We start from the raw sequence: 13,210 nt of genomic DNA, 5'->3' as shown, positions 1-13,210 counted from the left end.
TTGATCTTATTCTTCGTGCTGAAGGATTAGAATGCGGTGTTCATGGCACGCTTACCTCGCAACTGCACATAACGCCGCATTAAGTGGTGAGCAACGCGACCACCCTACCTAAACCATTGTGACATAAACACTTAACCCAAAGTAAGCCAAAAATGCCAAGCGTTGGGAATCCGCCTTAAATGCTTTGTTAAGTTACGGGCTAAACATTTTCTACCAACCAATTCAGTTCTTCGCATAAAAATCTAGACTCAGTTATATCTAACAGTCTTACGAACTTATGTTGCCGTCGGGACATATCTGATTTAGTTAGTTTTGTCTTCTTTTTTACATGTAAGTAAAGTGAAGTAAACCGATATTGAACTAAAAACCCACCGTACATAAAAAAGAACAAATGATCATCGTTGTCTTTCTCTGGAGGCGATGTTAAGCCAAGCATTAAGTTTTTTATTGCCTGATCTTCTATTTTTTGCGATTTGTCGATAACACGAAACATCGTGATAGTAATGAACTCGTCGATGTCTATGCCATCAGATACTGCTAATCGATTTTTCCGTATACAGTTTTTTAGAACATCATTGAAACCACCAAGTTCGATATGCTCGAATTCCGGCAGTGTCGAAATCGAAGCTCTCCAAATTATACTCAAATAGTACAGATACCATTTTTGATATTTGAACTTAGTGAACTCAATGTGAGTTCTGTGCCTTATAACCTCTTTGTGTTTTTTAAGTAGCTCAGTACCGTACTTCTCGTAACGACTGCTAAGTAACTGCTCGCATTTTCGGCACAGTAACAGTTCTTTAGGATCAGCATTGCTATACACAGGAGGGTGGCTTTGGGAATAAGTGTACAATTGAGAATCACCCGCTTTAAGATCTTTAATAATCGAGCGCGGGATAATATGCGATTTCTGCAATATAGACTCTTGGTCGCACAGCTTACAACAACCAGTATTCTTCATGAAACTCTCCGAGTAACTTAACGCTCGCTTAAGTTGTGAGCAACGAAACCGAACTGTCTGTATTGCACCGTAAACACAAAACTAATTTGAACCAAAAATGTCATTCATTGCGAATCAACTTGAAGCGCTTGTTATGTTCATTTGCACGCGTGAAGTTTCATTACCATTTGAATCGATTCTTATCATCACCCCTGATACATTCTCTAGAAATTTTTCATAATGTTCATGAGGTGCAAGCGGTTCGTGATAAGGCATTTCACCTGAGACATGGTTTTCTAGTAAATCTACTAGAGTGTCGATATGCCAGCATTTCCCTAATGCTAATTCTTGAAGCTTTGTTGAGCCAACAACTCCAGAATAAACCCCTAGTATGTTAAAAGTCTTGACCTTCTCATTAGTTACATCATTTTCGTCAAACTCTAATAATGCTGATGTATCACCAGCATTTATCCGCTTAATTATGTCATTAGCTTTCTCATTTTTTGCAGTCATTACATCAACATATTCACTTATTACCACAGGTGAACCTGACATTCCTGGACGACTCATTGAATCAATCAAAATTAATTTATCTGCTATTTTTAATTTTGGCTCTGTGGCTATGCTACCTCTTTTCCACACAGGTAGGTAATAATGATTACTGTCCCCAAAAGCGTCAGATAAATGATCTTTACTAAATGGGTAACCAAGAATAAATGCGTCTGTTCCGACCGTTTGTTTTATTTGAGAAGAATCTAATTTAGATAATATATCGAAAACGTAGAAATGCTTTTCTACTTCCCTTGAAATTGGTAAAACTACTATATCTACAGCATTTCGTTCAGGATGCTCCTCCCAAAGTGGCTTCAAGTTTTTGTCATATAGTGGAAGTGAAAGCTCTGTTAAAGTGTTTTCCTTGCTGATAACTGTAACCTTTAATATTTCAGGTATACATACCCCTGTCATTTTTGAAGGCTCAGCAGGATTAAGACCTGTAACCACATGCCAATTGGTAACTAATAATATTTGATCTTTTGTTTTTACAAAAAAACCCGTGGCATGTGACCTTTTGATCATCTCACCATTGCGTCGATCGAAAGCATAGCTTTCGATATATGTTGTTACTCTTGAAAGTTTGTTTATCATTTTTAAATTTTCTTAAATAATTTAATCATAGTGTATGCGGACTCATCGAAAACATTTTGAACATAACGCTTAAGTATTTATCCGTTGTCGTAGCACAATGGATAAATACCTGTTGGACTTGGCCGCTTCTATCTATGGAGTTTGCTTTTTAGGACTGACTTACGTTCCACTCTTATCATTAAGACTGGTACCCCATCAGCCGTCCATTTTCCACTTCTAGCCACCAATTTATCTACTGCGACTATACCCGTTGCATAATCTTTTTAAAAGCGAACAATGCCCCTCTCTCGCCATAACACAACGATAATTTTATTCATTACAATCAGACAACTAGGTCAGTCGGTGCTCTGAAACGACTATCCTAGGTCTAATATTGATGCACACGAGTACCATGCTGTTGCTATGGCAGTTCGGACAACAAGGTTTCTCTTTCAGCACTTCCGATTTCTCTACGGGTCGCTTTCGTAAGCTTTGCCTAATTTCCGCTATCGCTTTTACCCGTACAGCATTAGCTAAAAAGCCATAGTAGCGTATTCGCATTAGCCCTTTAGGCAACACATGTAAAAGTAAGCGTCGAAGTAACTCGCCCGCATTACAACACATTCTTTGCGTCCCATTGAGTTCGATAGTCTTTGTAACTCATCGTGATACGGCCATCCACGTTATAACTTAATTGGTTGGGATTTAACCCTATACGATTGCAATACCGAGATAGATAACCCACTACCGCTGTAGGCTCGTGGAGTACAGGTTTACTGTACACAACCCATCTCTTACTAGCGGCTTCCTCTAATAAATTACTGTGCGTTGCTATCAACTCGCTTACTCGACATAACATCTCTTTCTTAAAGCGAACGGATAAGGCTTTAACCGGAAGCAGGTAACTCTCTTTTCTTGTCGGTTGCCATTGCCGATCTTTTGTAAGCACCCCACTCGGTAGTAGGCAATGAATATGAGTATGTTGACTCAGATTTCTTCCCCAAGTGTGAAGAACCATTAATGCTCCAAGTTGACCGACAAGGTGATGCCGCTCATTAGCAAACGCGCATAATGTTGCCCACACTGAATGAAACAAGCATTGATAAACCACCTTAGGATGCGCTTTAACCAGAGCATTGAACTCGTGAGGTAAGGTAAAAACCATATGATGGTAGGCCACAGGTAAAATATCTTGGCTTCGCTTTGTTAGCCATTGCTGTCTCATCTGCTCTTGGCAATTGGGGCAATGACGGTCTCGACAAGAGCAGTACCAACGCGTTTCATGACCACATTGCTGACAACGCCAGTCGTAGCTGCCCATACGCTCTGTTCGGCAGTCTCTTAAATGGTTAAGCACTTGCCACTGTCTCGGTGTGACTTTGCTTTTATCAAGCTCTTCTAAGCCTTGTGTTAATACGGCTTGGTAAGGAGATAATGCGTTCATTCGCTCTCCTCCCATAGTTGAGCAACTAAGTCGAACTTACTTCCGTCCGAGCTTTCGTTGTGATGACCAATCCAATGGGTGTACCTCAATGTCGTTTTGATATTCGAATGTCCGAGGTAACGCTGAAGAACATTCAAAGGCATGCCCGACTCAAGCTGATGAGTCGCATAAGCGTGCCTCAAAGCGTGTATTCCTCCTAATTTTCTGACGTTTGCCTCAACTTTTGCTGCTTTGAAGCATTTCTGCAGAGAGCTAATACCCAATGGCTTTTCGGGCTCTAGGCTGGGAAACAGCACTACGGTGGGATGATAATGACACCAGTAATTTCGAAGATGATTCAGTTGGCTATCACCCAGTGGAACAAAGCGATCTTTTTTACCTTTACCACAATGAATGTGCAGTCGTTTCGCCGTACCATCAATGTCTTTCACGTACAAGCCTACGACCTCACTGACACGTAGGCCACATCCATAACACATTTCAAGTGCGGTCTGATATTTAAGACTTCGACAATGACTAATGATACTTCTTACTTCCTCGCGATTAAGCAGCTCCGGTATTTTACTGGCGCGTTTAATCGGGGGAACCAACCGCTCTTCAAATTCTCTATTCAAAACGGCACGATAAAAGAACAAGATGGCATTCAAAGCTTGAGCACAAGTACTACTACTTAAGCTCCGCTCTGTGGTGAGCGTACGTAAATAAGCACTAATCTGTTGATCAGTGAGTAAATCGGGGGACAGATCGTAAGTAGTAGATAGATCTTTAACCCAACGTAAATAGCTTGCATGGGTTTTCGGAGAAAAACGGCGAACCGCCATTTCATCGATAAGTTGTTGTCTTAATAAGGTCATGATGTATTCCTTAATCTATGGATACATCATAAGTTTGGTCTATCAGGTAAGTGAGAGGAAAGCCCTCCGCGAAGCGGCTTAGTTCAACAGCTCTTAGACAGAAAAATTCTGCATTTAAATATAGAATTTTTCTATCTAGTTTCATATGCACGGCACTTTACCACGATTAATCACAGTATTTCAGTGACTTAAAACATAGATAAGCTCATTGAATGACAAAATGCAGAATATTTCCATATAGTATGATTTTAGCGAAAACTCGCCCGAACTGTATGTAATCACAGTACTCTGCACATACCCAAACACAAAAAAGCCTGCCATTTATGCGAAAATAAATGGCAGGCTTTATACGTTAGTTACGCTTGTGAATTGCTAGCTTATGCCGCTTCGAATGCGAGGGCCTTCTTCTCTACCTGACGGAAGACCAGCGTTAATACACCATTCACGGCTAGGTAGAATGCGCCAGCAATGCCGAACACTGTTAGCGTGTCGTAGGTTTGGCCGTTGATACGCTGAGCGTAGCCCATCAAATCCATGATGGTGATGGTGCTTGCCAGTGATGTACCTTTGAAGACTAGAATCACTTCGTTCGAGTAAGCTGGAACGGCGCGACGTAGTGCGTATGGCAGTAACACTTTAAGCGTTGCGATTTTGTCCATGCCTAATGCGCGACATGCTTCCCACTGCCCTGCTGGAATCGCGTTGAATGCACCTCTGAACAGTAGCGTGCTGTATGCCGCGGTGTTCAGTGCGAGTGCTAACATTGCACAGAACCAAGGTTGGCTAAGCCATGTCCATAGGAAGCTTTCACGAATCCAATCGAATTGACCCGGGCCGTAATACACCAAGAAGATCTGCACCAACAATGGTGTGCCGGTAAACAGCGTAATGATGCCACGAGTTAACCAGTGGATCGCCGGTATTCTTAGGATTAGCGTTACCGTCATCAGCAATGACAAGATACAACCAACAAGCAATGAAGCACCTGTGAGTTGAAGACTGGTCACTAAGCCTTCAAGCATTTGGGAGAGGTATTGTTGATTCATGCCATTGCCCCTTTGTTACCCAAACCTTGAATAGAAAACTTACCATCAATCACTTTTACCAATCTTTGTGTGATTAAAGTGATGACCAAATAGATTGCTGCTGCTGTCGCGTACCAAGTGAATGCTTCGTGCGTTGCCGCTGATGTTAATTGCGCTTGTTTCAACAGATCGGTTACGCCAATCAATGAAACCAGTGCAGTGTCTTTCAATAGAACCAGCCATTGGTTGGTTAACCCTGGTAGCGCGTGTCTCACTGCTTGTGGCAATACGACTCTGAAGAAAGCACGAGATTGTGAAATACCAAGCGCACTTGCTGCTTCTCTCTGCCCTTTACTTACTGCTTTCAACGCACCACGAATAGTTTGCGAAGCGTAAGAAGCAAAAATAAGTGACAGTGCAACAACACCAGATAAGAACGGGCTCACTTCTATGAAATCGCCAGTGATCATGAACAGAACTTGTGTCGAACCAAAGTAGATAAACAGTACGACCAGAATTTCTGGTAAACCACGAACAATCGTCACAAATGCAGTCGTTGGCCATTTGATTGCAATACGACGAGACATCTCACCACTTGCAAACAACACTGCTAGAACCAATCCAACCAATAGGCTTACGAACGCAAGCTGAACTGTCATCCAGCTTGCTTCGACGAGCCCTAAAGAGTAACCCGTTAATTCCATAAATTACTTACCGAAGTACTTGTTAAAGATCTTGTCGTATTCGCCGTTCGCTTTCACTGCTGTAAGTGCAACGTTAAGCTGGTCTACAAGTTCTTGGTTGCTCTTGTTTACTGCGATACCAAAGCCGTTACCGAAGTACTCTTGGTTTGTTACTTGGTCGCCAACATACGTTAGATTGTCTTGCTTTTTGAACCACTCAGCTACTACCGCTGTGTCACCAAATACTGAATCGATACGACCGTTTTTCATGTCGATGAATGCATCTTGGTAGCTTGAGTAAGGTACCGCTGTTACGCCAGCCATTTGCTCAAGTAGGAAGCTTTGGTGAGTTGAACCGTTTTGAACACCAACACGCTTACCTTCTAGTGCTGCTTGGTCTGCTACTTTGCCTTCAATAGAGATGAATGCTGCTGAGTTGTCGTAGTAAGCATTAGAGAAGTTTACTTGTTTAAGACGCGCTTCAGTGATGTCCATTGCCGAAATAGCGGCATCGTAACGTTTGAATTTAAGCGCTGGGATCAAGCTATCGAACGCTTGGTTGTGAAAAGTACAAGTTGCTTTCATCTCTTCACAAAGTGCGTTTGCTAGGTCTACGTCAAAACCTTGGATTTGGTTGTTCTCGTCCATGTATTCGAATGGTGCGTAAGTCGCTTCCATTGCGAATTTGATTTCGTCTTGTGCCGATGCATTAACAGCCATGCCTGCAGAAGAAAGGCCGATAAGTGAAGCTAGTAGAATCTTTTTCATTTTGTTACTCCGAATCTGTGTGATTTTGACCTGTGGCCATTTTTATAATTTGATTGTTTTAATCGATGTTGTGTTTAGCTAAATCTAGTGAGTCAACTTAGGTTTAATGCGTAAGATACTCGGCAAACTCGGGTGTCTGCGGGTTAACGAATGAATCGCTGGTGCCGTGTTCAACGATGTACCCTTTTTCTAGATACAGAACGTGGCTAGCAATCTTCTTCGCGAAATCAACTTCATGTGTCACAACCACTTGAGTAATGCCCGTTCCACTCAACTCTTTAATAATGCTCACAACTTGATTGGTGATCTCAGGATCAAGCGCCGCTGTTGGTTCATCAAACAACAACACATCCGGTTTCATCATCAGCGCACGTGCAATCGCAACACGCTGTTGTTGACCACCAGACAGTTGAAGTGGCCAAGCGTCTGCTTTGTCGGCAAGTTGAAGTGTCTTTAGTACTTCTTGAGCTTGCTTGATGGCTTCTTGCTTATCTAAACCCGCCACTTTGGTGGGAGCTTCAATTAAGTTTTCCATCACCGTCATATGTGGCCACAAGTTGTATTGTTGGAACACCATGCCAACTTTACGACGAAGTTTAAGCCCCTGCTTTTCTTGGATCTGGCTTGAAAAATCGAATTGCTCGTTCGCAATGTCTAATTCGCCGTTGTCCGCGATTTCTAACAGGTTCAATACACGCAGTAATGAACTCTTGCCCGCGCCGCTTGGGCCAAGCAATACCAAGGTTTCGCCACTTTCACAGTCAAAGCTGATGTCATGAAGAACTTGGGTATTACCGTATGATTTGTTGATGCTCTTTACTTGAATACTCATGCCACAATACTGCATTAATTGTCATTTGCTGGTTATTCTATTCAATTCGATGTTTTATGCAAGAAAAATGTATATAAAACTATTTTGTTGAATTTTTGTAACGAGAGTTGCGCAAAAAACAGTCGCTATAACTGGTCTTATAACCAAAAATCACAAGTTACTGATAAGCTTGATATCGAGGAAAAAGCAAACGTTTCTCTTCCAATTAAAAAATCAGTACAAGATCTAAGAACCTGTAGCTTCCATTCGCTATTGGCTTACGCTCACATGCATAAAAATTAGAATCAAATAGCTCGTTTAATCTTTATTTCAAGCGCCACTAAATGCTTAATGTTCCTTTTGAACAGTAAGATTCCCTCACTTGCTAGGCATCAAAGTCCGAAAATTGAGTATCCTAGGAAGCATCAGTCAGCGATGCGTGCTTTAATGGTTTCTCTTGTAAGCAACAAACATTTACGAACGACTAGCACTTAATTCGTGACATGTACGTACAAACAACAAGCCATCTACTCTTAAAGCGACAACACATTAAGGCAGTCATATGCAAAACGACGTCTCTTCTACGCGTGACTCTACCCAGCGAACGGCTCAACGATCTAATCAAAAAGCGCCACAACCCAAACCTGAGAAGAAAAGCCTCAGTATTTTATTTGAGCTCAGCAAATTTATTCAGCACTATAAAGGCCGTGTGATTGCAGCGCTGATCGCTTTGATCTTCACGGCGAGCTTAACCCTTTCGGTCGGGCACGGTATTCGCCTTCTTATCGACCAAGGCTTCAGCCAACAATCGTTATCAGATTTAGGCAGTGCGATTCAATTCATCATGGTTGTAGTCGTGCTGATCTCGATTGGCACCTTCTTTCGCTTCTATTTGGTCTCTTCTGTTGGTGAGCGAGTAAGTGCGGATATTCGCCTATCAGTTTTCAATCACGTGGTGACGCTTCACCCGAGTTACTTTGAAACCAATGGCAGTGGCGACATCATGTCGCGCATCACAACCGACACAACTCTGCTCCAAAGCATTATTGGTTCGTCGTTTTCTATGGCGATGCGCAGCGCATTAATGTGTATTGGCGCAATCATCATGCTGTTTGCGACCAATATTAAGCTGACGTTGATTGTATTGGCCTCGGTGCCGTTTATCCTGATTCCGATTTTGGTATACGGTCGACGAGTGAGAGCTTTATCTCGTCAAAGCCAAGATTCGATGTCTGATGTGGGCTCTTATGCCGGCGAAGCGATTGAGCACATCAAAACGGTGCAAAGTTATAGCCGAGAAGCACAAGAGAAAGCGTCATTCGCAATTGAAGTAGAAAAGGCTTACGAGATTGGTCGCCAACGCGTTAAACAGCGTGCGATTCTTATCTCTGGTGTGATTATTATCGTGTTCAGTGCGATTGCAGGCATGCTTTGGGTTGGTGGCAGCGATGTCATCAACGGCACGATGTCGGCGGGCGATCTGGCTGCATTTGTCTTCTATGCCATTATGGTCGCTTCGTCATTAGGTACCATTTCTGAAGTGATGGGTGAATTGCAACGTGCGGCAGGTGCGACAGAACGATTAATTGAAATTCTACAAGTTGAAAGCCATATTGTTGCGCCTGTAGAAAACCCAACATCACTCGATAACGTGACACCAGAAGTCGCTTTTGATGATGTGACCTTCTGTTACCCATCAAGACCCGACCAGCCCGCAACAAGCAACCTCACGCTAACGGCCCATGAAGGTAAAGTGTTGGCATTGGTTGGTCCGTCTGGCGCAGGTAAAACCACCCTATTTGAACTGCTGCAACGTTTCTACGACCCACAAATAGGCAAAGTAACGTTAGGCGGTGTTGAACTGAATCAGTTTGATCCGAATGAATTAAGAAAGCAGATGGCGCTTGTACCGCAGCAACCTGCTCTGTTCAGTAACGATGTATTCCATAACATCCGATACGGAAATCCAGAAGCAACAGACGAGCAAGTTATCGAGGCGGCGAAAAAAGCGCACGCGCACGAGTTCATTCAGAACTTACCTGAAGGCTATCACAGCTTTCTTGGTGAACGTGGCGTGAGATTGTCTGGCGGTCAGCGTCAGCGTATTGCCATCGCACGAGCCATCTTAAAAGACCCGAATATTCTCTTATTGGATGAAGCAACCAGCGCGCTAGACAGCGAAAGTGAGCATCATGTTCAACAAGCTTTAGAAGAGTTAATGCGTGGTAGAACGACGATCATTATCGCCCATCGATTATCAACAATTAAACACGCCGACCAGATTGCGGTGCTAGATAAAGGACAGTTAGTAGACATCGGCAACCACCAGTCGCTCATCAATAGCTGCGAATTGTACCAACGCTTAGTTGAACTGCAATTCAAACACCTTAGTCGCTAAGTTATGGAGCAAATGCGTTCAAGTCATTAAGTAATGAAAGACTAAGTCCCTGACATTGTGTGGTTTCAAGCTTCAAAAACTTAAATCACACGTGTTGCAGTTTTGTTAATTTAGCGGTAGGGTTTTTATTCCAATAACAACTTATCCCGATGAAGGATAAGCAGATAACGTTAATTACCCAGATAACACTAACTACACAGATAACAATAAGAGAGTTCGCATGGAAGCACTATTATCTGACTACCCGGTAGTAACAGAAATCCCTGTCGCTTGGGGAGAAATGGACGCACTCAATCACGTTAACAACGCCGTATATTTTCGTTATTTCGAAACCGCTCGCTTAGATTTTTTCAAGCACGTCGAGCTGATGGAAGAGATGGCGATTACCAAAGTTGGCCCTGTTCTTGGCGACACTTACTGTAAGTATTTCCGCCCAGTCACATATCCAGACACGCTGATGATTGGTTCGCGTGTTACAGACATTCAAGACGACCGCTTCACCATGGAATACGCGATCGTCAGTAAGGCTCAACAGAAGCTGACGACAATCGGCACTGCGACCATCGTTATGTTCGATTTTGCTTCAAACCAAAAAGCGCTGCTTTCACTGCGTTTAACCAATGAAATCGAGAAGATGAACACGTTAAAGAGCCCATGCTTCAAACAGGAAGCTGTGACGGAATAACGTATTCGCTGATTCAGAATACTCAGATACAGAAAGGCCACTCGATTGAGTGGCCTCTTGTTTATTGGTTCAGAGTGATTATAAGCGGTTAAGCCTTATAGACCTTTAGTGTTATAAGCCTTGAACCCTATAGACCTTGCACGTATTGAGCGTTAGTTCGAACTTCAACCATCTGCTCTAGGTTCTGTTGTGAACCATCAACGCCGTCAATCAAACCTTGGAAGTGTTTGATAAGCTCTACTTTGTCTTGTACTTCTTTCGAACCCGCACCGATGTTGGTTAGGTCAATAAAGAACTCGTCGAACAGACCAGAGAAATCCGTTACAGCGTCATGGTTTAAGAACTGCTCGTGGTTGTAAATGCTTGGGTAGCCACCCTTCTGCTTATCAACCGCGAAAGAGATACCTTTCACGTTAGTAATCGTGGTCGCTTTCTCACACTTCAGCATACAACCGGCTTCAATGCTTGGCTTGTTACAACCTACCGTTCTTTGGAAGAAACACTGACGGCTGGTCATCATTAAGATTGGGTGGTAGATGCTGTAGAACAGTTTGAAGTTCTCTGGGCGGCGAATATGACGAATCTGACCTTTGTTGATCTCGTTCGAAATGAAAGCACCAGCACAGTTTAGCTCTTCTTTCAGCGTAACCAATGCGTGAGAGTTTGTGGTGTTCATGAACGGGCCTGCTACCCACTCAATTCCCATCTCGTAAGCTTTGTAGGCAATACCCGTGTTGTTGGTCACGATGCGAGCTGGCTTGATCTCTTCAAGGATACGAACTGCTTCGTCGTAATCTTTGCCGATCAATACTGCAGGGAACCAAGGAATCAAACGTGGGTTTGCTGCCAAGATATCGATGTACTTGTTACAACGCTTCTTGAAGCTTTCAGGCAGTTTGAAGTATACATCCGCGTCAGTTACGTCACACAGGTGCAAGTCTTCCACATCAGCGATAAGCATCGACATGGTTGGCTTCTCGTTCACCTTCGGTTGCTGAGGCAGTGCTGGCACTTCAACGTGCTTAATCACTTTTACAGAGCCGTTTAAGATGAAATCGATTTCGTCTTTTAAGACCGACACTTCTTTCAAAGGAAGAATCAGACCTTCATCTAAGTTGTCGTAGTTACAGTTTTCAAGCGTATGAACAGCACTCTTCACTGACTTGAAACGCTTTTCAAGTAACGCCTGAGTAATCGCAGTCTCTTTAGCTGTTGCCAATAACGATTGAGATTGAAGCGTAAAGTTTTCTTTTGGTGTGTTCACTGTCACCGTAAATGGTTGACCCACCTTAGCACTAAACGACAATGACACAGGTGTTTTACGAATATCAAGGAACTCGATCTTGTCGCGCATTTCGCTACCTAGCGCATTCTTAGCTTCATAAAGATCGCTAGTTACTTCTTGAATTTGCACAACAGAGATTTCATTGTTCTCTTTCGTCGCTTTATCAACGGCGTAGTTCATGCTGTTGTCGCGAGGGTTATCGATGAACATGTCTTTCGTTAGGTTGCCCTTAAGGAAAGAGTTGGTGAAATCACGGTTGAATACTTTGTGTAGGTTTGAATCGTCTTCGATCAACAAACCACTTTCTACAAAGCTATCAATCTGTTTTCGCCACGTGTCTACCACAGTGTATACGTAGTGTGCGCCTTTAATACGGCCTTCTACTTTCAACGAGTCAACTTTCGCGTCAACCAGTTCAGGTAGGTCGTAGTAAGCGGAGTTATCTTTCAGGTTAAGTGGGAACTTGTTGCCTGCGTTGGTGATTTCGTATTCATCACGACACGCTTGGCTACAACGCCCACGGTTACCTGAGTTACCGACACTTACAGAGCTTGAGTAACATTGGCCAGAGAATGCGATACACAAAGCGCCATGTACAAACACTTCAGTTAGAACATCGTGATCGTGTGCCACTTCCGTCAGCATTTTGATTTCTGGTAGGTTCAATTCACGAGACAAGTTAACGCGCGTCGCGCCAATCTTAGACAAGAACTTAATCTGGCCTTCGTTGTGCGTCGTTAACTGAGTCGATGCGTGAACATCTAACGATGGGAAATGCTTTTTCACCAAATCAAACAAACCAAGATCTTGAACGATGATGCCGTCTAGTTTGGTGTTCACCAGTTGGTTCAGCAATTTAGTGATAGTCTTAATTTCATGCTCCAGCAGCACAACGTTAAGAGTCAGAAACACTTCACAACCATATTCATGAGCAAGGCGAATCACACCATTCAACTCATCTAACGAAAGGTTAGAGGCTCTGTTACGAGCGTTGAAGGTGTCTAAACCACAATAAACCGCATTGGCACCGGCCACGATAGCGGCTTTAATCGCCTCGACATCGCCACCTGGGGCTAATAACTCAATCTTTCTGCTCATTTTTGAAGTCGCTCACTTACTTATAATTTTTAAGGCGCGTATTCTACCTACAACACGATCTCTTTACCACCTAACAACACTTTCCAAACTAAAT

General features: G+C 43.1%; 12 protein-coding genes and 1 pseudogene. 3 read left to right on the top strand and 10 right to left on the bottom strand.

The features are described 5' to 3' along the window. Positions 1–199 precede the first annotated feature (199 nt). Positions 200–961, bottom strand: a complete 762-nt coding sequence (locus ACED25_RS14405; protein WP_371695512.1) for a hypothetical protein — start codon at positions 959–961, stop codon at positions 200–202. A 114-nt stretch (positions 962–1,075) separates the two neighbouring features. Next, positions 1,076–2,086 (bottom strand): serine protease, encoded by a 1,011-nt coding sequence (locus ACED25_RS14400; protein WP_371695511.1) that lies wholly within the window; start codon positions 2,084–2,086, stop codon positions 1,076–1,078. Positions 2,087–2,462: 376 nt separating this feature from the next. Between ACED25_RS14400 and ACED25_RS14395 the strand changes: the two genes are divergently transcribed. Continuing rightward, positions 2,463–2,612, top strand: a complete 150-nt coding sequence (locus ACED25_RS14395) for a hypothetical protein (protein WP_157936395.1) — start codon at positions 2,463–2,465, stop codon at positions 2,610–2,612. A 32-nt stretch (positions 2,613–2,644) separates the two neighbouring features. Here ACED25_RS14395 and ACED25_RS14390 read toward each other — a convergent pair. The 7 genes and pseudogenes from ACED25_RS14390 to artP all read right to left on the bottom strand — a co-directional run. Further along, a pseudogene (locus tag ACED25_RS14390) lies at positions 2,645–2,689 on the bottom strand (hypothetical protein); the annotation flags it as partial. Further along, complete coding sequence (locus tag ACED25_RS14385; RefSeq protein WP_371695510.1) at positions 2,679–3,509, bottom strand: transposase; 831 nt, start codon at positions 3,507–3,509, stop codon at positions 2,679–2,681. The gene ACED25_RS14385 and the pseudogene ACED25_RS14390, both read right to left, overlap by 11 nt. Continuing rightward, on the bottom strand, positions 3,506–4,363 hold the full coding sequence (locus ACED25_RS14380; RefSeq protein ID WP_017097399.1) for a tyrosine-type recombinase/integrase: 858 nt from the start codon (positions 4,361–4,363) through the stop codon (positions 3,506–3,508). The genes ACED25_RS14385 and ACED25_RS14380 overlap by 4 nt, the downstream gene beginning before the upstream one ends. Positions 4,364–4,740: 377 nt before the next feature. Beyond that, complete coding sequence (gene artM, locus ACED25_RS14375) at positions 4,741–5,409, bottom strand: arginine ABC transporter permease ArtM (RefSeq protein ID WP_017104323.1); 669 nt, start codon at positions 5,407–5,409, stop codon at positions 4,741–4,743. Beyond that, positions 5,406–6,092: an arginine ABC transporter permease ArtQ gene (gene artQ / locus ACED25_RS14370; RefSeq protein ID WP_009846801.1), complete on the bottom strand. Its 687-nt coding sequence runs from the start codon at positions 6,090–6,092 to the stop codon at positions 5,406–5,408. Before artQ ends, artM begins: the two co-directional genes overlap by 4 nt. A 3-nt stretch (positions 6,093–6,095) precedes the next feature. Then, positions 6,096–6,839 (bottom strand): lysine/arginine/ornithine ABC transporter substrate-binding protein, encoded by a 744-nt coding sequence (locus tag ACED25_RS14365; protein WP_371695509.1) that lies wholly within the window; start codon positions 6,837–6,839, stop codon positions 6,096–6,098. Positions 6,840–6,942: 103 nt separating this feature from the next. After that, on the bottom strand, positions 6,943–7,671 hold the full coding sequence (gene artP, locus ACED25_RS14360; protein WP_009846803.1) for an arginine ABC transporter ATP-binding protein ArtP: 729 nt from the start codon (positions 7,669–7,671) through the stop codon (positions 6,943–6,945). Between the two features lie 541 nt (positions 7,672–8,212). Between artP and ACED25_RS14355 the strand changes: the two genes are divergently transcribed. Beyond that, a complete protein-coding gene (locus tag ACED25_RS14355; protein ID WP_371695508.1) occupies positions 8,213–10,048 on the top strand; it encodes an ABC transporter ATP-binding protein/permease in 1,836 nt (611 codons plus the stop codon). A 220-nt stretch (positions 10,049–10,268) separates the two neighbouring features. Further along, entirely contained in the window at positions 10,269–10,733 is a 465-nt protein-coding gene (locus ACED25_RS14350; protein ID WP_009846805.1) for a thioesterase family protein, read from the top strand. Between the two features lie 127 nt (positions 10,734–10,860). Here the strand turns inward: ACED25_RS14350 and ACED25_RS14345 are convergent, their stop codons facing one another. After that, positions 10,861–13,116, bottom strand: a complete 2,256-nt coding sequence (locus ACED25_RS14345; protein WP_371695507.1) for a peptidase U32 family protein — start codon at positions 13,114–13,116, stop codon at positions 10,861–10,863. Positions 13,117–13,210 lie beyond the last annotated feature (94 nt).

Origin of the sequence: Vibrio sp. 1F263, from assembly GCF_041439035.1 — a bacterium.
GTDB classification, from domain to species: Bacteria; Pseudomonadota; Gammaproteobacteria; order Enterobacterales; family Vibrionaceae; genus Vibrio; species Vibrio tasmaniensis_A.
This window is presented reverse-complemented; position numbering and strand designations above follow the sequence as displayed.